General features: G+C 56.4%; 21 protein-coding genes. 4 read left to right on the top strand and 17 right to left on the bottom strand.

The window, feature by feature from the left end; translation table 11 throughout:
* Positions 1-12 precede the first annotated feature (12 nt).
* The 3 genes from crl to gpt form a co-directional block, all read right to left on the bottom strand.
* On the bottom strand, positions 13-414 hold the full coding sequence (gene crl, locus SK50_RS06870) for a sigma factor-binding protein Crl (RefSeq protein ID WP_006809999.1): 402 nt from the start codon (positions 412-414) through the stop codon (positions 13-15).
* A gap of 56 nt (positions 415-470) precedes the next feature.
* Positions 471-1,715: an esterase FrsA gene (gene frsA, locus SK50_RS06865; RefSeq protein ID WP_017694464.1), complete on the bottom strand. Its 1,245-nt coding sequence runs from the start codon at positions 1,713-1,715 to the stop codon at positions 471-473.
* 104 nt (positions 1,716-1,819) lie between these two features.
* Entirely contained in the window at positions 1,820-2,278 is a 459-nt protein-coding gene (gene gpt, locus SK50_RS06860; protein ID WP_003863205.1) for a xanthine phosphoribosyltransferase, read from the bottom strand.
* 258 nt (positions 2,279-2,536) lie between these two features.
* Here gpt and pepD point away from each other — a divergent pair, with 258 nt between their 5' ends.
* Positions 2,537-3,994, top strand: a complete 1,458-nt coding sequence (gene pepD, locus SK50_RS06855) for a cytosol nonspecific dipeptidase (RefSeq protein WP_048229221.1) — start codon at positions 2,537-2,539, stop codon at positions 3,992-3,994.
* Positions 3,995-4,049: 55 nt separating this feature from the next.
* Here the strand turns inward: pepD and dinB are convergent, their stop codons facing one another.
* The 8 genes from dinB to SK50_RS06815 form a co-directional block, all read right to left on the bottom strand.
* Positions 4,050-5,108, bottom strand: a complete 1,059-nt coding sequence (gene dinB / locus SK50_RS06850; protein WP_032652654.1) for a DNA polymerase IV — start codon at positions 5,106-5,108, stop codon at positions 4,050-4,052.
* Positions 5,109-5,215: 107 nt separating this feature from the next.
* A complete protein-coding gene (gene nqrM, locus SK50_RS06845) occupies positions 5,216-5,416 on the bottom strand; it encodes a (Na+)-NQR maturation NqrM (RefSeq protein ID WP_003863212.1) in 201 nt (66 codons plus the stop codon).
* 2 nt (positions 5,417-5,418) lie between these two features.
* Positions 5,419-6,642: an NADH:ubiquinone reductase (Na(+)-transporting) subunit F gene (gene nqrF, locus SK50_RS06840; protein ID WP_015571374.1), complete on the bottom strand. Its 1,224-nt coding sequence runs from the start codon at positions 6,640-6,642 to the stop codon at positions 5,419-5,421.
* 10 nt (positions 6,643-6,652) lie between these two features.
* Positions 6,653-7,249 carry an NADH:ubiquinone reductase (Na(+)-transporting) subunit E gene (gene nqrE / locus SK50_RS06835; protein WP_003863217.1) on the bottom strand — a complete coding sequence of 199 codons (597 nt, stop codon included), beginning with the start codon at positions 7,247-7,249 and terminating at the stop codon, positions 6,653-6,655.
* 6 nt (positions 7,250-7,255) lie between these two features.
* Positions 7,256-7,894, bottom strand: a complete 639-nt coding sequence (locus SK50_RS06830; protein WP_003863219.1) for an NADH:ubiquinone reductase (Na(+)-transporting) subunit D — start codon at positions 7,892-7,894, stop codon at positions 7,256-7,258.
* The gene (locus tag SK50_RS06825; RefSeq protein WP_017383124.1) at positions 7,887-8,681 is read right to left on the bottom strand and encodes a Na(+)-translocating NADH-quinone reductase subunit C; all 795 of its coding nucleotides are present in this window, start codon (positions 8,679-8,681) and stop codon (positions 7,887-7,889) included. The genes SK50_RS06830 and SK50_RS06825 overlap by 8 nt, the downstream gene beginning before the upstream one ends.
* Entirely contained in the window at positions 8,674-9,909 is a 1,236-nt protein-coding gene (locus SK50_RS06820) for an NADH:ubiquinone reductase (Na(+)-transporting) subunit B (RefSeq protein WP_023303122.1), read from the bottom strand. The genes SK50_RS06825 and SK50_RS06820 overlap by 8 nt, the downstream gene beginning before the upstream one ends.
* 2 nt (positions 9,910-9,911) lie before the next feature.
* The gene (locus tag SK50_RS06815; RefSeq protein WP_032647337.1) at positions 9,912-11,255 is read right to left on the bottom strand and encodes a Na(+)-translocating NADH-quinone reductase subunit A; all 1,344 of its coding nucleotides are present in this window, start codon (positions 11,253-11,255) and stop codon (positions 9,912-9,914) included.
* Between the two features lie 300 nt (positions 11,256-11,555).
* Between SK50_RS06815 and dpaA the strand changes: the two genes are divergently transcribed.
* The gene (gene dpaA / locus SK50_RS06810; RefSeq protein WP_006810008.1) at positions 11,556-12,296 is read left to right on the top strand and encodes a peptidoglycan meso-diaminopimelic acid protein amidase; all 741 of its coding nucleotides are present in this window, start codon (positions 11,556-11,558) and stop codon (positions 12,294-12,296) included.
* Here the strand turns inward: dpaA and SK50_RS06805 are convergent.
* Positions 12,267-13,034 carry a class II glutamine amidotransferase gene (locus SK50_RS06805; RefSeq protein ID WP_017383120.1) on the bottom strand — a complete coding sequence of 256 codons (768 nt, stop codon included), beginning with the start codon at positions 13,032-13,034 and terminating at the stop codon, positions 12,267-12,269. The genes dpaA and SK50_RS06805 overlap by 30 nt on opposite strands.
* 48 nt (positions 13,035-13,082) lie before the next feature.
* Positions 13,083-13,661 (bottom strand): D-sedoheptulose 7-phosphate isomerase, encoded by a 579-nt coding sequence (gene lpcA / locus SK50_RS06800; protein ID WP_003863232.1) that lies wholly within the window; start codon positions 13,659-13,661, stop codon positions 13,083-13,085.
* Positions 13,662-13,900: 239 nt separating this feature from the next.
* Between lpcA and fadE the strand changes: the two genes are divergently transcribed.
* Both fadE and SK50_RS06790 read left to right on the top strand, forming a co-directional pair.
* Positions 13,901-16,345, top strand: coding sequence for an acyl-CoA dehydrogenase FadE (fadE, locus tag SK50_RS06795; protein ID WP_023295961.1), 2,445 nt, complete (start codon positions 13,901-13,903; stop codon positions 16,343-16,345).
* A gap of 107 nt (positions 16,346-16,452) precedes the next feature.
* Positions 16,453-17,223, top strand: a complete 771-nt coding sequence (locus tag SK50_RS06790; RefSeq protein ID WP_017383119.1) for an amidohydrolase — start codon at positions 16,453-16,455, stop codon at positions 17,221-17,223.
* Positions 17,224-17,308: 85 nt separating this feature from the next.
* On the opposite strand, the gene SK50_RS06785 is transcribed toward SK50_RS06790, so the two are convergent.
* The 4 genes from SK50_RS06785 to SK50_RS06770 are packed head-to-tail and all read right to left on the bottom strand — an operon-like array spanning position 17,309 to position 22,272.
* Entirely contained in the window at positions 17,309-18,910 is a 1,602-nt protein-coding gene (locus SK50_RS06785; RefSeq protein ID WP_017383118.1) for a gamma-glutamyltransferase family protein, read from the bottom strand.
* 9 nt (positions 18,911-18,919) lie between these two features.
* On the bottom strand, positions 18,920-19,795 hold the full coding sequence (locus SK50_RS06780) for an ABC transporter permease (RefSeq protein WP_015571381.1): 876 nt from the start codon (positions 19,793-19,795) through the stop codon (positions 18,920-18,922).
* A gap of 2 nt (positions 19,796-19,797) precedes the next feature.
* Positions 19,798-20,739: an ABC transporter permease gene (locus SK50_RS06775; RefSeq protein WP_015571382.1), complete on the bottom strand. Its 942-nt coding sequence runs from the start codon at positions 20,737-20,739 to the stop codon at positions 19,798-19,800.
* An 18-nt stretch (positions 20,740-20,757) separates the two neighbouring features.
* Positions 20,758-22,272, bottom strand: a complete 1,515-nt coding sequence (locus SK50_RS06770; RefSeq protein ID WP_023295959.1) for an ABC transporter substrate-binding protein — start codon at positions 22,270-22,272, stop codon at positions 20,758-20,760.

The following is a 22,272-nucleotide window of genomic DNA, read 5'->3' as shown; positions in this document are numbered from 1 at the left end:
GCTGTGACATCATCAGGCTCTCAGTTTCACCGCTTCGCTGGAAAAATCGTCCGCAGGCTCCAGCTTCAGATCCAGCGTTGCCAGCAGGTCACGAGCTTTGCCGTGAAATTCTTTTAGCGTATGCTCCAGACGATCGATCACTTCCTGATCTTTGATGCTCGTCGCCTGCCAGTGCCCGTCTTTATTAAACAGGCCAAACTGATAGCTATAGGTAAAACGGTTTTCCTGTGCTTCCATTTCCATCCACCAGCCCCAGAACTCACGTTTTTCGGGTGCAGGCTTCACGTTGACGCAAACAGCCAGGCAGTCGAAAAAAAAGCGATTCTCTTCACACTGCTCTTCTCGAATATACGGGCCAAGAGCCATGAACTTCTTAATCAGTCTACTTTTCGGGTGTCCACTCGGTAACGTCATTGCGATCTCCTTTTGTGAAGCACTGTTTTACCAAACCAACGAAATTTAGCAAACTATTAACACAATCTCTGCGTGATCCAGCGTGTGATCTCTTTCAGCGCTTTGTCAAAATTCTGGTACACCGGGCTGAAGGGTACCTCCAGCAATTTACCATCAGAAGATGACGACGTGATTAAGCGTGACTCCTCTTCCGGGCTAAACGGATCGTTCTTCCAGAAACCGGACATCATCGGGGTTGGGCAGCGGCGGCCGAGTAAGCCCTGCGTTTTTAATGAATAACGATTAAGTTCAATGCGCAACGCTTCGTCTGAAGCATCATGCATGCCAAGTCGGCTCGCCAGCACGTCCAGATACATCTCAGGAACGCTACCCTGACGCGCAGGATCGCTTAACAGAGCATGCACCACCGGGCCAAGACAGGCGACGGCCTTCAGGCGTGAAGATTCAAGGTAGGCAAGCCGTACCGCGACGTTAGCGCCAAAGCGGAAGCCAAACGCGCCAACCCGGGTGTGGTCAACCCAAGGGATATTCTCCAGCGCTTTTAAAGCATGCTGGTGCAGCAGGCTGGAGTCTTGCGTAAGTTTCCATTTGGATGAAAAACCAATGGAAGGCATATCAAGCGTCAGCATGGCGATTCCGTTTGGGGCAAAGTAGCGCTCATACAGGCTGTAATAGTCAATTTGTAACGAGTCCAGTCCACCGCACATCAGAACCGTCGGGAACGGCCCTTCCCCCTCCGGCATATGCAGGAATCCGGTCACCGGGCTGCCACCGGGAATGGCGAACTCAATTTCACGCATCCGGCCAGGCAACCGCTGCGCGGCCTCTTCATAAGCCCGGTTTGCCAGCGCCTGGGCCTGCTCTGCCAGTTCGTCGCCTTTAAGATGCGGATATGCAGCGATGCTGTACAGATTTGCCGCATGCAGCCAGTGCTTTCCGCTGAGAGTGGCGTCTTCTTCCTGGCTCGCTTTTTGCTGCCAGAGCATGGCCTGCTTTGACCATTCGTAGATCCAGTTTCCACCACGGTAGCCCACCACCGTATCGTAGAGATCGCCGTCGGTACGCTCGGACTCACTCATCACGATACGCGCCTGCACGTCGAGGATTTCACGCGGATCGATGCCGCGCCAGATCCACATCAGGCGGTTAATCATTCGATACCAGTGGGGCACGTTCTTACCGTCTAACGCTGACTGAACGGCAGGCATTGTCCCCGGATTAAACCGACGCACCAGCGTCGACGTTTCAGGGTGCTTGAAACGGGGTTTGAAGAGAGTTTCGGTAAGATTCGCCTGCGTCATTGCGTTGCCTCCATGGATACGTCATATGAAGACCATTGTAACGCGTGGCAGGGTAAAAAGAACAACGCCCGGCATAACCGGGCGTGTAAAGTTACGTACTGAAATTAACGGCCAGAGATAGGCGGTACGAAGACCACGCCCATATCCCATGGCTGTTCAATCCAGGTATCCTGCGGGATATCAATGACGTAATCATCAACCAGTGGGCGACCCGCTGGTTTCGCGAAGATCGTGACGAAGTGCGCTTTTGGATACATTTCGCGGATAGCCACCGCGGTACCGCCGGTGTCCACCAGATCGTCGATAACGATAAAGCCTTCACCGTCGCCTTCCGCGCGTTTCAGCACTTTCAGTTCGCGCTGGTTGTCGTGATCGTAGCTGGAGATACATACGGTATCGACATGACGAATACCCAGCTCACGAGCCAGCAGCGCCCCCGGTACCAGACCGCCACGGCTGACGGCAATAATGCCTTTCCACTGTTCGGAAGGCATCAGACGCGCAGCCAGTTTGCGTGCGTGAATCTGCAACATGTCCCAGGTGACGACGTATTTTTCGCTCATGTGAAGTGTCCCAGCCTGTTTATATACGGCTTAAAAAAATGAGGGTGAACCAGGTTGCGCGAGATTATAGAGATCTGACGCACTAAAAACCAGTGTTACGCGCCATGAGCCTGAGTTTTTACATGCTTAATGCTACCAGCCACGGGAGAAAGTGGTATTCTCAGTTGCATCTCGCAAGCCTGACTTGTGGTAACGATTAACCTGCTAACCCTGTGACCTGCAACATTGTTTTGCAGCGCAACGACAAGGAGACCTATCGTGTCTGAACTGTCTCAATTATCTCCACAGCCGCTGTGGGATATTTTTGCCAAAATCTGCTCCATTCCGCACCCTTCCTATCACGAAGAACAGCTTGCCGAACATATTATGGGTTGGGCGAAGGAAAAAGGTCTGCACGCTGAGCGCGACCAGGTTGGCAATATTCTTATCCGCAAACCTGCCACCGCAGGTATGGAAAACCGTAAGCCAGTGGTATTGCAGGCGCACCTGGATATGGTTCCGCAGAAAAACAACGACACCGTTCACGACTTCACAAAAGACCCGATCCAGCCGTACATCGACGGTGAGTGGGTGAAGGCGCGCGGCACGACTCTGGGCGCAGATAACGGCATTGGTATGGCTTCCGCGCTGGCCGTGCTGGCTGACGACAGCGTTGAACACGGTCCGCTGGAAGTGCTGCTGACCATGACTGAAGAAGCGGGCATGGATGGCGCGTTCGGTCTCCAGGCAAACTGGCTGCAAGCGGACATTCTGATCAACACCGACTCCGAAGAAGAGGGTGAGATCTACATGGGCTGCGCAGGCGGGATCGATTTTATCTCTACCCTGCCGCTGTCCCGCGAAGCGATCCCTGCCGGATTCGAGACCTTTAAGCTGACGCTGAAAGGGCTGAAAGGCGGTCACTCCGGCGGTGATATTCACCTGGGCCTGGGCAACGCCAACAAACTGCTGGCGCGTTTCCTGGCGGGCCATGCCGCTGAACTGGATCTGCGTCTGGTGGACTTCAACGGCGGTACTCTGCGTAACGCGATCCCTCGCGAAGCCTTCGCTACCGTGGCGGTGCCTGCGTCGAAAGCGGACGAGCTGAAAAACCTCTCCAGCGTGTATCTGGAGATCCTGAAAAACGAACTGTCTGCAAAAGAGAAAAACCTGACGGTGGTGCTGGAGTCCGTTACGACGGATAAAGCCGCGCTGACCGCACAGTCTCGTGACACGTTCGTCCAGCTGCTGAACGCAACGCCAAACGGCGTTATTCGCAACTCTGACGTGGCGAAAGGCGTGGTGGAAACCTCCCTGAACGTGGGCGTGGTGACCATGGGTGACGACAGCGCAGAGATCATCTGCCTGATCCGTTCCCTGATCGACAGCGGTAAAGAGTACGTTGTGAGCATGCTGGAATCTCTGGGTACCCTGGCGGGCGCGAAAACGTCTGCAAAAGGCAGCTACCCGGGCTGGCAGCCGGATGCAAGTTCTCCGGTCATGGCACTGGTGCTTGAAACTTATCAGCGTCTGTTCAACAGCACCCCGAATATTCAGGTTATTCATGCGGGTCTGGAGTGTGGTCTGTTCAAGAAACCGTATCCGGATATGGACATGGTCTCCATCGGGCCAACCATCACCGGGCCACACTCCCCGGATGAGCAGGTTCACATTGAAAGCGTCGGTCACTACTGGACGCTGCTGACTGAGCTGCTGAAAGCAATTCCTGTTAAGTAATTAGCCGTTTGATGCCCGGTGGCGCTACGCTTGCCGGGCCTACGATTAGCGTAATCTACAGTCCCAACACCAGTTGACGCTCCAGCTGCGGATCCAGCAAGGTGACGTGCAGCCCCACCAGCCTCACCCCTCGTCCGCCCCGCCGTTCTTCCCACGCCTTTTTCGCCGTCGCGATAAGATCCTCTTTGTTGAGGCGTGGCCAGACGTGCTCCTGCGTCGTCTGCTGAAAATCGTTAAATTTCAGTTTGATGCCCTGTCGGGCAATAAGCAGATCCGGTTTGACCTTCAGTAAGCGTCGTTCAAGCTCAGGATAAAGCTGTTCCGTAATAATGGTTTCACACTCGGTCCAGTCATGGATATCTTCGCTCAGCGTGCGTTCAACGCCGACCGATTTACGCAGCCGTTCGTTGTTCACATCCCGGTCATCAATGCCCTGACTGCGTTCCCACAGTACGCGGCCAAACTTGCCAAAACGCTTAAGCAGCAGCGCCAGATCGCTGCGCTGAACGTCTTCGCAGGTGCGTAGCCCCATATTTTCCAGCTTCGCGGCGGAGACTTTGCCCACGCCGGGGATTTTGCTGAGCGGCAGCGTCTTTAAAAACGCCGGAACCTCTTCCGGAGTGATGACGTACTGGCCGTTGGGCTTATTTAAATCGGAGGCGATTTTGGCGAGAAATTTGACCGGCGCGACGCCTGCCGATGCCGTCAGGTTCAGCTCGTTAAAAATAGTCTGGCGGATCTCCTGCGCCATCAGGGTGGCGGAGCCGTGGCAGTGCACGCTGTGGGTGACATCCAGATAGGCTTCATCCAGCGATAACGGTTCAATCAGTGAGGTGTAGCGGGAGAAGATCTCCCGAATGTGGCTCGATGCTTCTTTATAGGCATCAAAACGTCCGGGCAAAAGAGTGAGATGCGGGCACAGTTTCAGCGCCATCGCTGTCGGCATGGCGCTGCGTACACCGTATTTGCGAGCAGGATAGTTGGCGGTGCTGATGACACCGCGCTGAACCCGGCTGCCGCCAATGGCGATCGGAATATCCCGCAGCGCCGGGTTGTCACGCATCTCCACTGCGGCAAAAAAGCAGTCCATATCGACATGGATTATTTTGCGCATAGTAAGCCCTCACTTATTACTGGATAAGTATACAGTAAACAAATGAGGGTTGAGAAGTGCGCGCAGGAATTGTCGGGTGGCGGCGTTGCCTTACCCGACCTGGAAGACTAAATAATGCGTTGCTGCTCGCGAGCCATCCGCTTTTTCCGCGCATCGCACGGTTCCGGACAATCGCACACTTTTTCCATTCCGATGGAAGAGATGCCTCCGCAACTGCCCTGAATGCTTTTACGCTTGATGATCCAGCCTAAGGACATGCCGAAGATCACCAGCACAAACACCGCAAAGGTCGCCAGAAAAGTCAGCATAATCAGCCTCCGAAATCATCAAGCATGATGTTCTCATCTTCCACGCCAAGATCTTTTAGCATCTTAATCACGGCGGCGTTCATCATTGGTGGACCACACATATAGAACTCGCAGTCTTCCGGTGCCGGGTGCTGTTTGAGGTAATTTTCATACAGCACGTTGTGGATGAAGCCCGTATAGCCTGTCCAGTTATCTTCCGGCTGCGGATCGGATAGCGCCACATGGAAGGTAAAGTTAGGGTTATCACGCGCCAGTTGTTCAAACTCATCGTCATAGAACATTTCGCGCAGTGAACGCGCCCCGTACCAGAAGCTGATCTTACGCTTGCTGCCAAGTCGTTTGAGCTGGTCAAAAATATGCGAACGCATCGGCGCCATACCCGCACCGCCGCCGATAAAGACCATCTCCGCGTCAGTATCTTTGGCAAAGAATTCGCCGAACGGGCCGGAAATCGTTACTTTGTCGCCAGGCTTGAGGGACCAGATATACGACGACATGACGCCAGGAGGGGCATCAGGCACATTCGGTGGCGGCGTGGCGATACGCACGTTGAGCATAATAATGCCCTTCTCTTCCGGATAGTTAGCCATGGAATAGGCGCGAAGCGCGGGCTCTTTTACCTCGGAAACAAAGCGGAAGAGGTTAAATTTATCCCAGTCTGCCCGGTACTCCTCAGGCACATCGAAGTCAGCATACGCGACGGTGTGTGCCGGACAATCAATCTGGATATACCCACCCGCACGGAACGGGACGCTCTCCCCTTCAGGGACACGCAGCTTGAGCTCTTTGATGAACGTGGCTTTGTTATCGTTAGAGATAACTTCGCACTCCCATTTTTTCACGCCGAAGATCTCCTCCGGCAGCTCAATCTTCATGTTCTGGCGCACAGCGACCTGGCACGCCAGACGGCATCCCTCTTTCGCTTCACGCTTCGTGATATGCGACAGTTCCGTTGGCAGAATATCACCGCCGCCCTCTTTGACCGTCACACGGCACTGGCCACAGGAGCCACCGCCGCCACAGGCAGACGAGACAAAAATCCCGTTGCCGGAGAGCGTGTTAAGCAGCTTATCCCCTGCCGGGGTACGGATCTGATTCTGCGGATCGTCATTGATATCAATGATCACATCCCCGGAATTGACCAGCTTCGCACGCGCCGCCAGGATCAGCCCTGACAGCACCAGTACTATCAGCGTGAACATCACCACGCCAAGAATAATTTCCATCTGTTAGCCCTTATAGCTGCACACCGGAGAAGGACATAAAGCCCAACGCCATCAGGCCGGTGGTGATAAAGGTGATCCCTAAGCCACGAAGCCCCGCAGGTACGTTGGCATATTTCATTTTTTCACGGATCCCCGCCATGGTGACAATCGCCAGCATCCAGCCGATACCGGAACCGAAGCCATACACAACCGATTCACTGAAGTTGTAATCGCGCTGAACCATAAACGAGACGCCACCGAAGATGGCGCAGTTCACGGCGATCAGCGGCAGGAAGATCCCCAGCGCGTTGTACAGCGACGGGAAGTATTTATCGAGGATCATCTCCAGGATCTGAACAAGCGCCGCAATCACTCCGATAAAGGTGATGAAGTTCAGGAAGCTAAGATCAACCCCCTCCACCAGCGCGCCATCGCGCAGCACGAAGTTGAATACCAGGTTGTTAATCGGAACGGAAAGCCCCAGCACAACGGTAACTGCCACGCCCAGACCAAATGCCGTCGATACCTTTTTAGAAACGGCAAGGAACGTACACATGCCCAGGAAGAAAGCGAGCGCCATGTTTTCAACAAACACCGCGCGCACAAATAAACTCAGGTAATGAGCCATTGTCGGTTACTCCTTTTCCTGCTGTTCAGGCTTCAACGTACGAATCAGCCAGATCAGCAAACCGATAATGAAAAATGCGCTTGGGGCCAGCAGGAACAGGCCGTTCGGCAGATACCAGCCGCCGTTCTGTACCGTATCCAGCACCGGAATGCCAAACAGCTTGCCGCTGCCAATAAGTTCGCGCAGGAAACCAACCGTCAACAGGATCACGCCGTAACCCAGGCCGTTGCCAATACCGTCCATAAAGCTCGCCAGCGGTGGCATTTTCATCGCATAGGCTTCAGCACGCCCCATCACGATGCAGTTGGTGATTATCAGACCGACAAACACCGAAAGCTGCTTCGAGGTTTCATAGGCGAAGGCGCGCAGGAGCTGATCGACCACGATCACCAGCGAGGCGATAATCGCCATCTGCACGATGATCCTCACGCTGTTGGGTATGTGGTGGCGGATCATTGAGATAAACATGCTGGAAAACGCTGTCACCAGCGTTACCGCCAGCGTCATGACCACCGCCGTTTCCAGCTTGGTGGTCACCGCCAGCGCCGAGCACACCCCCAGCACCTGTAACGTTATCGGGTTATTGGCTAACAGCGGGCCAATCAGCACCTTTTTAACTTCTTTCAGTTCACCCGTATCAGCCATTATTCAGCGCTCCTTCACGTACATTCTTCAGGAAGGGACCAAAGCCCAGTTCACCCATCCAGAAATCAAAGCTGTGCTGCACACCGTTAGAGGTGAGCGTGGCACCGGAAAGGCCATCAACGGCAAATTCATCGCCGGGACGCGCGCCCCCTTTCACCACCTTCAGCGCAGGCTGGCCGTTGTCGTCGAGCACTTTTTTACCAACAAACTGTGCCCGCCAGTTAGGGTTCTCAACTTCGCCTCCCAGCCCTGGTGTTTCGCCCTGATCGTAATAAGTAATGCCTTTGACCGTACGACCATCGGTTTCCAACGCCACAAAGGCGTACATCATTGACCATAAACCGTTGCCATAGATGGGCAACACGATTTCCTGGATGCGCTTTTGCTCGTCACGGACGAGGTAAATCTCCGCGACATTGCTGCGGCGCTTAATGCCTGCCGGATCCTGCGAGGCGTCAAGCGTGGTGCTCATCTGCGGATCTTTTAGCGCCAGCGCCTGGTTGTATTTCGCCGGGTCTTTATCCATTAACTCCCCGGTTTTTAAATCCACCAGCCGTGCGGTAATACGTTCGGCAAACACCGCTGCGACGTCATCCTTCGTCATGCCTTCCTGCATCAGCCCGGCCACGGCCAGGATGTTACGCTGTTTATCCAGCGCTCGTTGCTCCTGCTGTAGCGGCTTTAACCCTACGGCAGAACCGGCCACGACAATGGAACAGACCAGACACAGTACCAGCACCACCAGCAGCGTTTTGCTGATGCTGTCGTTATTTTTGATCTCAGCCACGCGCCTTCCTCCGCTTAATGTTGGCGCGCACGACCAGGTAGTCGAACAGCGGCGCAAACAGATTGGCAAACAGAATGGCCAACATCATCCCTTCCGGATAAGCCGGGTTGACAACGCGAATCAGTACACACATCACCCCAATGAGCGCGCCGTAACACCATTTACCTCTGTCGGTAAACGAAGCCGAGACCGGATCGGTGGCCATGAACATCATGCCAAACGCAAAGCCTCCCAGCACAAGGTGCCAGTACCACGGCATGGAGAACATCGGGTTTGTGTCTGAACCAATGAAGTTGAAAAGCGTGGCGGTGAGTACCATCCCGAGCATGACGCCTGCGACAATGCGCCAGGACGCCACGCGGCCAAAGAGGATGATGGCCCCGCCGATCAAAATCATCAGGGTAGACACTTCACCGATGGAGCCCGGAATATTGCCGATAAACGCATCAAACCAGGTGACAGGCTGTCCGGTTGCATTATTGACCAGCGTTTCGCCGCCGCCAGCCGCCCACTGTGAAAGTGGCGTCGCGCCGGAGAATCCGTCTGCTGCCGTCCACACCAGGTCGCCCGAGATTTGCGCCGGATAAGCAAAGAACAGGAACGCGCGCCCTGCCAGCGCCGGATTGAGGAAGTTGCGTCCGGTCCCGCCGAAGATCTCCTTGGCAATCACCACGCCAAAGCTGATCCCCATCGCCGCCTGCCAGAGCGGCAGCGTTGGCGGAACAATCAGCGCAAACAGAATAGAGGTAACAAAGAAGCCCTCGTTGATCTCATGTTTGCGAATAATAGCGAACAGCACCTCCCAGAAACCGCCCACGATAAAGACAGTCATATAGATAGGGAGGAAGAAGACAGCGCCCAGCGTCATCATGCTGACCCAGCCGGCATCTGCCGCAAAGCTCACCCCCAGCGACTGCGCCAGACGATAGTGCCAGTCAGACTGAATCACCTGCGCCAGCTGCTCTGCATCGTGCATATGGTGCAGCGCCGGAATAGTTTGCAACCCAACGTTATACATCCCCCAGAACATGGCCGGGAAGACCGCAAACCAGACCAGAATCATCATTCGCTTGAGGTCGATGGCGTCGCGAACGTGCGCCGCGCCTTTCGTCACCAGACCCGGCGTGTAGAAAATGGTCGTGGTCGCTTCATACAGCGGGTAGTACTTTTTGAGCTTCCCTTCGGTAAAGTGCGGCTCAATTTTTTCAAAGAGGTGTTTCAAGCCCATGGTTATCCTTCCTGCTCAATGCGGGTTAACACCTCGCGCAATACGGGTCCATATTCGTATTTACCTGGACACACATAGGTACACAGCGCCAGATCTTCTTCGTCCAGCTCCAGACAGCCCAACGCCTGGGCACCGTCGGTATCGCCGGCCAGGAGATCGCGCAGCAGCACGGTGGGCAGAATATCCAGCGGCATCACGCGTTCGTAGTTGCCAATCGGAACCATGGCGCGCTCACCGCCGTTGGTGCTGGTGGAGAAGTTAAACAGCTTACGACGCAGGAAGTGGCCGAGCGTGGTGCGCGTTACCGAGTATTTTTCTGCACCAGGCAGCACCCAGCCGAACAGCTCTTTCTCGCGTCCTTCAAGCACAACGCTCACCTGAAGATGGAAACGACCCAGCCAGGCCATCGGGCCTGTCGCGTGCCTGCCGCTCAGCACCGAACCGGAAATAATACGGTTTTCACCCTCTTTCGTTTCGCCAGCCAACAGCGCCGTCAGGTCTGCCCCAAGCAGCGTGCGAACCAGACGCGGTTGGGTTGCCTGAGGGCCGCCGATGGCAATAATGCGTTCTGCGCACAGCTCACCCGTGGTGAACAGCTTACCGATAGCGATCACGTCCTGATAATTAAGATGCCAGACCTGTTTCGTCAGGCTTACCGGCTCCAGGAAATGAATATGCGTTCCCACCAGCCCGGCCGGATGCGGGCCGGCAAATTCATTAAAGGCTACCTGCCCTTGCGGATGCCCGCCCAGCTTACCGCCGCTGGCCTGACAGACATGCACTTTGCCCGGCGTCAGGCGCGTTAACACGGTGAGGCCGGCATCGAAAGCGTTTCGTTCCGCCAGGATAAGAGGCTGCGGATCTGCGCTGAGCGGGTTGGTGTCGATGGCCGTGACGAAGATAGCGGCCGGCACAGTGCCAGGCACGGGCGTTTTGCTATAGGGGCGCGTGCGAAGCGCCGTCCACAGTCCCGACTCCAGCAGTTGCGTCTGCACCGCGTCGTGGCTGAGGGTGGCAAGATCGGCGGCGTCAAAACGCGCAAATTCGCGTTTCTCATCGCCTTCAATTTGAATAACAACCGATTGCAGGACGCGACGCTCACCACGATGGATGGCGACAACGGTGCCGCTGGCTGGGGCTGTAAACATAACGCCAGGATTTTTTTTATCCTCGAAGAGCGCCTGACCTTTTATTACGCGATCGCCTTCCTGTACCAGCATCGCGGGACGCATGCCCACGTAATCATCACCTACAATAGCGACATGATGAATACTGGCGCCGGTGGTGACGTGCTGTTCAGGCACGCCAGAGATTGGCAGATCGAGTCCTTTTCTGATTCTAAACATGTGGTTAGCAGGTATCCATGAACAACAATCCAGAGAGGCCGGAGTGTACCATTTTCGGCCCTGCCAGGGGCAGCAAATCCGCCGTCTGGCGCGCCGAAATGCGAGCTATTGCGCAAAGTTCCTGGAGTCAGGACATTATGAATGGGTTATAAAGTAAAACTAATTTGTAAACGCAAAGGTTGGCTCTTGCGAAAATCTCCATCGGTGCTAATGTGAGCGCTCCTGTCCAGATTAGTCTGATTTCGGGTGTCTTTTGCCGTTCTGGCAAGTTGGTCATTGTTTTATCAAGGAACCAGTAGTATGCGTAAAATCGCATTGTTCATTGCGATGCTTCTGATACCGTGCATGTCGTTTGCCGGGCTGCTTGGCAGTAATAGTTCAACGACGCCGGTCAGCAAAGAGTATAAACAGCAGTTGATGGGATCCCCGGTTTATATTCAAATCTTCAAGGAAGAGCGCACACTCGATCTGTTTGTCAAAATGGGCGAGACGTATCAGCTGCTCGATAGCTACAAAATCTGTAACTATTCTGGCGGGCTGGGGCCGAAACAGCGCCAGGGTGACTTCAAAAGTCCGGAAGGGTTTTACAACGTTCAGCGTAACCAGCTAAAACCGGACAGCCGCTTCTATAAAGCGATTAACATCGGTTTCCCCAATGCCTTCGACCGTGCGCACGGTTACGAAGGGAAATACCTGATGATTCACGGTGCCTGCGTGTCTGTCGGTTGTTATGCGATGACGGATTCCGGCATTGATGAAATCTTCCAGTTTGTCACGGGCGCACTGGTCTTCGGCCAGCCGAATGTTCAGGTCAGCATCTATCCGTTCCGTATGACGGATGCGAACATGGCGCGCCATAAATACTCTGTTTACACAGATTTCTGGAAACAGCTAAAACCGGGCTATGACTACTTCGAGCAGACCCATAAGCCGCCGGTGGTGTCCATCGTCAATGGCCGTTACGTGGTGAGTAAACCGCTCAGCCATGAAGTGGTTCAGCCGCAGCTGGCGTCAAATTACGCGGTCCCCGAGACAAAATAGCGCCCACTCGCCTGGCATAATCTTTTGCCAGGTTTCGTTGCCGGTCAGCGGCTGCGTTGCAATGACAGTGACCACATCGTTCGGTGTGGTCTCCTTCTGAAAATCAATTTCCACATCCTGATCGAGCAGCGTGGCGACGCCAAACGGCGCACGTCGGGTGATCCAGAACAGATTCGTCGAGCAGAACGCCATCACGTAGCGCCCGTCAGACAGCAGCATATTAAAGACGCCCTTCTCGCGTAACTCAGACGCCAGTGACGCTATGTACTTAAAAACGGCGGTCATGTTGCCGGGCGTACGGGGGTAGCGCTCGGTCAGCTTGTGCAGCAGCCAGCAAAATGCTTTTTCGCTGTCCGTTTCACCGACAGGACGGAAATTGCCGGTTTCCAGCGACTTATAGCCCGAAAGCTGCCCGTTGTGCGCATAGGTCCAGTTACGGCCCCACAGTTCACGGGTAAACGGATGGGTATTTTCCAGCGCCACTTCGCCGCGATTTGCCTGGCGGATATGGGCGATCACCGAACAGGATTTAATAGGATAGTCCTGCACCAGTCTGGCAATGGGTGAGTTAAAGCTGGGTTGTGGATCTTTAAACGTGCGACATCCTTTGCCTTCGTAGAAGGTAATACCCCAGCCGTCTTTATGCGGCCCGGTTCCTCCACCGCGCTGAACCAGCCCGGTAAAACTAAAGCAGATATCGGTTGGCACATTGGCGCTCATCCCGAGCAGTTCGCACATAGATCACCTCCACAACAGCGGGGGGCACCGGCGCCCCCCAGCGAAGTCTTACTTAACCATCTCTTTTTCGATCAGTTGGATCAGGATGTGGATCACTTTGATGTGAATTTCCTGAACGCGATCCGCATAACCGAAGTGTGGTACACGGATTTCAATGTCCGCTGTACCGTCCATCTTACCGCCATCTTTCCCGGTCAGGGTGATCACTTTCATGCCCTTCTCACGCGCGGCGGCGATCGCTTTGATCACGTTAGCAGAGTTACCGGACGTGGAGATACCCAGCAGCACGTCGCCTTCACGGCCTACGGCTTCAACGTAGCGGGAAAAGATATGGTCGTAACCGAAGTCGTTGCCTACACAGGAGATGTGGCTCACGTCGGAAATCGCAATCGCCGGGTAGCCCGGACGGTTTTCGCGATAGCGTCCGGTCAGCTCTTCGGCGAAGTGCATGGCGTCACAGTGGGAACCGCCGTTACCGCAGGAGAGCACTTTACCGCCGGCTTTGAAGCTGTCGGCAAGCAGGACCGCCGCGCGCTGAATAGCGTGAATATTGGCATCATCTTTCAGAAAATTCGCCAGCGTTTCCGCCGCTTCGTTCAGTTCGTTACGAATAAGATCCTGGTACATGAGGATAATCCTTCAGTATTGATGAAATAACACAGTGGAGTGTACCGGATAGCAGTAAAAGCGAGAAGCTAAAGCCATGCGAATCGTCCGGCGTTTTGATTTTTTGTGCCGGCTAAAACGCGAACAATGTGAACCAGGTTGTAATTATTTTGTAAGCACATTGCTAAAGGAAATGACATCAACTACAACCATATCATCACAAGTGGTCAGACCTCCTACAAGCAAGGGAGCTTTTCTTTATGATGATTTTGAGCATTTTCGCAACCGTTGTGCTGCTCGGTGTGTTGTTCTATCACCGTGTCAGTTTATTCCTGAGTAGCCTGATTCTTCTGGCCTGGACGGCTGCACTTGGCGTCGCTGGCCTGTGGAATATCTGGGTCCTTGTTCCCCTGGCCATCATTTTGCTGCCGTTCAACCTGACGCCGATGCGTAAGTCAATGATCTCTGCGCCGGTGTTCAGGGGATTCCGTAAAGTGATGCCGCCGATGTCGCGTACAGAGAAAGAAGCGATTGACGCCGGTACAACCTGGTGGGAAGGCGATCTGTTCCAGGGCAACCCCGACTGGAAAAAGCTTCACAACTATCCGCAGCCGCGTCTGACCGCCGAAGAACAAGCCTTTATTGATGGTCCGGTAGAAGAAGCGTGCCGCATGGCAAACGACTTTGCCATCACTCACGAAATGGCCGACCTGCCGCCTGAGCTGTGGGCATACCTGAAAGAGCATCGCTTCTTCGCGATGATCATTAAGAAAGAGTATGGCGGTCTGGAATTCTCCGCTTACGCTCAGGCTCGCGTGCTGCAAAAACTGGCGGGTGTCTCCGGGATCCTGGCGATCACCGTTGGCGTGCCAAACTCCTTAGGCCCGGGCGAGCTGTTACAGCATTACGGTACAGAAGAGCAGAAAGATCACTACCTGCCGCGTCTGGCGCGTGGTCAGGAAATTCCGTGCTTCGCGCTGACCAGCCCGGAGGCAGGCTCCGATGCCGGCGCAATTCCTGATACCGGCGTGGTTTGCATGGGCGAATGGCAGGGCCAGCAGGTGCTGGGCATGCGCCTGACCTGGAACAAACGTTATATCACCCTCGCACCTATCGCCACGGTGCTGGGCCTGGCGTTCAAACTCTCTGACCCGGAAAAACTGCTGGGCGGTGAAGAAGAGCTGGGTATTACCTGTGCGCTGATCCCAACCTCGACTCCGGGCGTTGAAATTGGTCGCCGTCACTTCCCGCTGAACGTACCCTTCCAGAACGGTCCAACCCGCGGTCAGGATATCTTTGTTCCGATTGACTACATCATCGGTGGCCCGAAAATGGCCGGGCAGGGCTGGCGTATGCTGGTGGAATGTCTGTCTGTGGGCCGCGGCATTACCCTGCCGTCGAACTCAACCGGCGGTCTGAAATCGGTGGCGATGGGGATTGGGGCTTACGCGCATATCCGCCGTCAGTTCAAAATCTCCATCGGCAAGATGGAAGGTATCGAAGAGCCGCTGGCGCGTATTGCGGGCAATGCCTACGTGATGGACGCCGCAGCCTCGCTGATTACCTACGGCATTATGCTGGGCGAAAAACCCGCCGTGCTGTCGGCGATTGTGAAGTATCACTGTACCCACCGCGCACAGCAGTCAATTATTGATGCAATGGATATCGCAGGCGGTAAAGGTATCATGCTCGGCGAAGGCAACTTCCTGGCGCGCGGCTATCAGGGTGCGCCGATTGCCATCACCGTGGAAGGGGCAAACATCCTGACCCGCAGCATGATGATCTTCGGCCAGGGTGCGATTCGTTGCCATCCGTACGTGCTGGAAGAGATGGCTGCCGCGCAGAATAATGATGTGGATGCCTTCGACAAACTGCTGTTCAAACATATCGGTCACGTCGGTAGCAACAAGGTGCGCAGCTTCTGGCTGGGCCTGACGCGCGGGCTGACCAGCGCGACGCCAACCGGCGATGCGACCAAACGTTACTACCAGCATCTGAACCGTCTGAGCGCCAACCTGGCCCTGCTGTCTGACGTTTCCATGGCGGTGCTGGGCGGTAGCTTGAAGCGTCGCGAACGCATCTCCGCCCGTCTGGGTGATGTGCTGAGCCAGATCTTCCTGGCCTCTGCGGTGCTGAAACGCTACGACGATGAAGGCCGTCAGGAAGCGGATCTGCCGCTGGTGCACTGGGGCGTGCAGGATGCGATGTATCAGGCCGAACAGGCGATTGACGATCTGCTGGCGAACTTCCCGAACCGCTTCGTAGCGGGTGCCCTGCGCGTGGTGATCTTCCCGACCGGTCGTCATCACCTGGCGCCGTCCGACAAGCTGGATCACAAGGTAGCGAAGATCCTCCAGGTACCGAGCGCAACCCGCTCTCGTATTGGTCGGGGTCAATATCTGGCACCTACCCCGCATAACCCGGTAGGTTTGCTGGAAGAGGCGCTGCTTGACGTGATGGCCGCCGACCCGATTCATCAGAAGATCTGCAAACAGCTGGGCAAAAACCTGCCGTTTACACGACTGGATGAGCTGGCAAAACAGGCGCTGGCAGGTGGCATCATCGACAACAGCGAAGCTGCGATTCTGGTGAAAGCCGAAGAGAGCCGTCTGCGCAGTATTAATGTGGATGATTTCGAACCTGAAGAGCTGGCGACACAGCCGGTAAAGCTGCCAGAGAAACACCGCAAACCTGAAGCGGCATAAGGCCTTTTGCTCCCACAAACCCCGCCCCGCGCGGGGTTTTTTATTGCCACATTTTCTGGTAATGACGTGCTACAGTGTCAAAAAGTGTTTATTAAGGAGCCTGTATCGTGCCTGGTTTAAAGATTTCTGTTTTGCAGCAACCTTTAGTGTGGATGGACGGCCCCGCCAACCTTCGCCATTTTGATCGCCAGCTGGAAGAGATTACCGGACGCGATGTGATTGTCCTGCCGGAGATGTTTACCACAGGTTTCGCGATGGAGGCAGCAAAACAGTCCATGCCGCAGGACGAGGTGGTGGCCTGGATGCACGCCAGGGCGCAGGAAACAAATGCGTTGATTGCCGGTAGCGTCGCACTCCAGACCGGGCGCGGACCGGTCAACCGCTTCCTGCTGGTTGAGCCGGAAGGAAAAGTCCATTTCTACGATAAGCGCCACCTGTTCCGCATGGCGGACGAACATCAACATTATGAAGCCGGAAGCGAACGCGTGGTATTTGAATGGCGCGGCTGGCGTATTCTGCCGCTGGTCTGCTATGACCTGCGCTTCCCGGTGTGGTCGCGCAACCGCAACGATTATGACCTGGCGTTGTACGTCGCCAACTGGCCCGCCCCACGCTCCCTGCACTGGCAGGCTTTACTGACCGCGCGCGCGATTGAAAATCAGGCTTATGTCGTTGGCTGTAACCGCGTGGGAACGGACGGCAACGGGCATCACTATCGCGGTGACAGCCGGGTGATAAGTCCGCAGGGTGAGATTATTGCCACCGCCGAGCCGCATCAGGCAACACGAATTGACGCTGAGATCTCGTTAACGGCGTTAAAGGAGTATCGGGAGAAGTTTCCGGCCTGGCAGGATGCAGATCCGTTTAGCATTGGTTGAAAAAAAGCCGGGTGACGGCTGCGCCTTACCCGGCCTACAAAAAGCACAGCGTAGGCACGGTAAGCGCAGCGCCACCGGGCGTTAATTAACTCACCAGCGCCTGCCCGTCTTTGCGGCTTTCCGTCGCGGCCACGTAGTGCCCTTCCGGCATACGGTAAATCACCTGCGCACCGCCGAAGTTATAATCCTGAAGCGGATCTTCCACCACGATCTGATGCCCGCGCTCGCGCAGCGCCGCGATAGTATTGCGATCGAACGTTGATTCGACGATCACCTCCCTGCCCTGCACCACGCGCCAGCGCGGGGCATCGATTGCCGCCTGCGGGTTTTGCCCGTGCAGCATAATGCGCAGCGCCATCTGCATGTGCCCCTGCGCCTGCATCGGCCCGCCCATCACGCCGAAGGACATCAGCGGCTTGCCGTTGCCGTCCATCGCAAATCCCGGAATGATGGTGTGGAACGGGCGCTTGCTGCCCGCCAGCGCGTTCGGGTGCGCAGGATCCAGCACAAAGCCGCAGCCCCGGTTTTGCAGGCTGATCCCGGTATCCGGCACCACAATGCCTGAACCGAAGCCCATATAGTTGGACTGAATAAACGAGACCATCATCCCGCTGGCGTCCGCGGTACTGATGTAAACCGTACCGCTCTGCGTCGGGGAACCGTAGACAAAATCAGAGGCGCTATCGTGGTTAATAAGCGCCGCGCGCGACTTCAGGTAATGGTCACTCAGCAGCTCTTTCGCCGCGAAGGCCATGTGTTCTTCATCCGCAACGTAGCGGTCGAGATCCGCCAGCGCCAGCTTCATCGCCTCAATGGACAGGTGCAGAGACTGCACGGAATCCGGGTGATGCTTCTCAATGCCGCACTGCTCAAGAATGCCGAGCGCAATCAGCGTGGCGATCCCCTGACCGTTAGGCGGCAGCTCCTGCACCGAACCGCCCGCGAAGTCGCGCGACAGCAGGTCAACCCAGTCCACGCGGTGGTTTGCCAGATCCTCTGCCGTCAGATGCGCACCGTGTTCTTTGGCAAAAGCAGCGATTTTCTGCGCCAGCTCGCCGCGGTAAAACGCGTCACCGTTAGTTTTGGCAATCAGCTCCAGCGAGTTCGCCTGCGCCGGGTTACGGAAGATTTCCCCCACGCGCGGGGCGCGGCCTTCCGGCGCGAAGCAGGCGCTGAAGCCCGGCTGATCTTTCAGCTTGCTATAGCCTCGCTGCCAGAGATGACCAATCAGCGGCGAGACGGGAAAGCCGTTGCGCGCGTAGTCAATGGCAGGCTGCGCCAGCGTGGTCAGCGGCAGCGTGCCGAAGCGCTCCGCCAGCGCGACCCAGCCGGATACCGCTCCCGGCACGGTCACCGCGTCCCAGCCAATTTCCGGCACTGCGCTTTTTCCGGCAAACAGATCCGCATGCCAGCTGGCCGGCGAGCGGCCTGATGCGTTGAGGCCGTGAAGCTTTTCACCGTCCCAGACGATGGCAAAGGCGTCGCTGCCGATCCCGTTGCCGGTCGGCTCAACCACCGTCAGCGCCATCGCGGTGGCAATGGCTGCATCGACGGCATTGCCGCCCAGTTGCAGCATCTTCATCCCCGCCTGCGCCGCCAGCGGCTGCGACGTGGCAACCGCGTTATGGCCCAGCATCGGCGGGCGGCGTGAATCGTAACCGGACGTAAAATCAAGCGCTTTGGTCATCATGACTCCTTAGTCGTGGCGCGGATCGAGCGCATCGCGCAGCCCGTCGCCGAGTAGATTAAAGCCCTGCACGGCAAGGAAAATCGCCACGCCGGGGAAAACGGACATCCACGGAGCCTGCTCCAGAAACCCTTTCGCGGTGTTGAGCATGGAGCCCCAGGACGGATTTGGCGGCTGCTGTCCCAGCCCCAAAAACGACAGGCTGGCTTCGGCGATAATCGCCGAGGCGATCGCCAGCGTGGCCTGCACGAGGATCGGCGACATCACGTTTGGCAGGACGTATTTAATGATGATCCAGCGATCCGGCAGGCCAATCGCCCGCGCGCCGTCGATATACTCTTCGTTGCGAATGGCGATCACCTGGCCGCGCGTCAGCCGGGCGAAAATCGGCATTGCCGAGAGACCAATGGCGATCATCGCATTCGTCAGGCTTGGGCCCAAAAATGCCCCCAGCGCGATCGCCATGATCAGGAACGGACAGGCCAGCAAGGCCTCAATAAAGCGCGAGATCACGCCGTCCCACATCTTCTGGAAGTAGCCCGCCACCAGCCCCAGCGGCACGCCGATGACCACGGCAATAATGACCGACATACAGCCCGCCATCAGCGAGGTGCGCGCCCCCCAAATAATGCGGGATAAGATGTCACGCCCCAGCTCGTCGGTGCCGAACCAGTACATCGCCGACGGCGCTTTGCGCACCGCCAGGAAGTTGGCTTTGACCGGGTCGAAGGGGGCGATCCACGGCGCCAGCAGCGCCACCAGGACAAAAAAGCCCACCACAAGCGCGCCAATCACCGCGCTTTTATTGCCGAGAAATTTCTTCAGCACCCGGTTCTGCGCGCGCGGCAGCGTGGGGGCAACGGTTTGCGTCGTCAGTTCCGCCATGGTTAACCTCGCATTTTCGGGTTGATAAGGACGTAGAGCACGTCGGCCAGCAGATTGAGCATCAGGAAGCCGATCGCCACGATCAGCACCACGCCCTGCACCACCGCATAGTCACGATTGAACACCGAGTCGACGATCATTTTGCCAAAGCCCGGAATGGTGAAGACCTGCTCGGTCAGCACCGCGCCGCCCAGTAGCTCGCCGAACAGAAGCGTGGTGAGGGTGATTACAGGCACCAGCGCGTTGCGAAAGGCGTGCTTCAGGATCACTGCTTTCGGCAGCAGCCCCTTAGCGCGCGCGGTGCGGATGTAATCCGCCTTCAGTACCGCAATCATCGACGCACGGGTATGGCGCATCAGCGTCGCCGCCAGTCCGGTTCCGAGCACGGACGCGGGTAGCAGCAGCGTGCGCAGGTTCTGGATCGGATCTTCACTGAATGGCACATAACCGGACGCAGGTAACCATTGCAAGTTCACCGAAAAGACCAGAATCAGCAGGATCCCCAGCCAGAAGTGCGGAATTGATATCCCCGAGATCGCCACAAAGTTCGCCCCGTGATCGACCCAGCTGTTTTTATTCACCGCCGCAAGGATCCCCATGCTGATGCCAAACACCAGCGCGATGATCATCGCCAGCAGAGAGAGCTCCAGCGTGACCGGCAGCTTGCTGGCAATCAGCTGCGTGACCGGTTCATGCGTGCGCAAGGAGACGCCCAGATCGCCCTGCAGCGCGCGCGTTAGCCAATGGAAATACTGCACGGGGATCGGCGCATCCAGATTAAGCTCAGCACGCAGCTGGGCAATGACCGCCGGATCGCGCTCCTCCCCGGCCATGGCGATCAGCGGGTCGCCGGGCAGCAGCTTTTGCAGCCCGAACACCATCATGCTCACCAGCAATAGCGTCGGGACGGCCAGCAGCAGACGTTTGCAAATCAGTTCCAGCATGGGTTCTCCTCAGGACGTTTATTTTGCCAGCGTCAAACCGGCCAGACGCACGATGCCGTCCGGGTACGGCTTAAAGCCCTGCACGTTCTTGTTCAGTCCAAAAATGCGCGGCTCGAAGTAGAGGTAGGCAATCGGCATGTCGGTCTGGAGCTGCTTCACCACCTTGTCGTACAGCGGCTGGCGTGCGGCCTGGTCGGTGCTCTGACGCGCCTGAGTCAGCCATTCATCGATTTGCGCGTTGCTGTATCGGCCGTCGTTCAGGGTGCCTTTACTGTTGATAAAGCCGTAAATGCTGCCATCCGGATCCGGGCGCCCCGACCAGCCGGAGAAGCTCAACTGGTAGTCACCGCTCTGCTGGCGATCCAGCAGCGTGGCGAACTCGGTCATTTGCAGGTTCAGGTTAAAGCCCGCCTCTGCCACCATCGCCTGCAATACCTGTCCCACCTGCTGCGAGGTTGGGTTGTTCGGCACCAGCAGATTGACGCTCAGCGGCGTGGTTACACCGGCGGCTTTCAGCAGCGCTTTGGCTTTATCGACGTCGCGCGGCGGGACCGGCAGGTTAACGTGGTACGGGCTGACCGGTGAAAACGCCTGATTTGCCGGGGTGTAGAGCCCTTCAAAGACCACCTGGTTTAAGGCATCGCGATCGATTGCCTGAGAAAATGCCTCGCGCACGCGGGCATCTTTGAACGGATCGTTGGCCGGCACCTTGCCGTTGTTAATATTGAAGGTGATCCCCTGATAGCCCAGACCGGTGACCTTCGCCAGCGCCAGCTTGCTGTCGGCTTCGACGGTTTTGACGTCGCTGGCGGCAATGCCTTCGGTCAGGTCGAGATCGCCCGCGCGCAGGTTCGCGAGACGCACGGAGGCATCCGGGATCGGCAGATAGATGATTTTGTCGAAGTGATAGGCGTCTTTGTTCCAGTAGTTGTCGAAGCGGGTCAGAACGATGCGGTCCTGCGACACGCGGCTGTCGAATTTGTATGGACCGGAGCAGACGGGATGGGCGGCAAAGTCAGGCTTTTTCGCCGCATCGGGTGCCATCATCGCGCCCGCGCGGTCGGTGAGCTGCATTAGCAGCGCGGCATCCGGTGTTTTCAGGTGCAGCGCAATCTGCATCGGGCCGGTGACCTCGACCGATTCAACGGATGAGATCTCGCTTTTACGCAAGGAGCCTTTGAGGGTCAGGGCGCGGTCGAGGTTGTATTTTGCCGCAGCGGCATCAAATTTTTCACCGTCGTGGAAGGTCACACCTTCGCGTAGATCCATAGTCAGCGTTTTGCCATCTTCGCTCCAGGCCCAGGATTTTGCCAGACCCGGCACCACTTTCAGGTGCTCGTCGACGTCCACCAGCCTGTCGCACAGGGAGGCAAACACGAAACGGCCATAGTAGGTGCGCGCCAGATGCGGGTCGAGCATATCCGGGTCGGCCCCCAGGCCGATCCGCAGCACGCTTTCAGAATGGGCGGGCAGCGCCGCGCCAAGCAACATAACACTTCCCAGTACGGTCAAAAGAGAATTACGCATTGTCAT

It is taken from the genome of Enterobacter sp. BWH64 (genome assembly GCF_001037645.1).
Classification (GTDB): domain Bacteria; phylum Pseudomonadota; class Gammaproteobacteria; order Enterobacterales; family Enterobacteriaceae; genus Enterobacter; species Enterobacter hormaechei_C.
The sequence above is the reverse complement of the archived record's forward strand: the minus strand, read 5'-3'. Positions and strand labels throughout refer to the sequence as shown.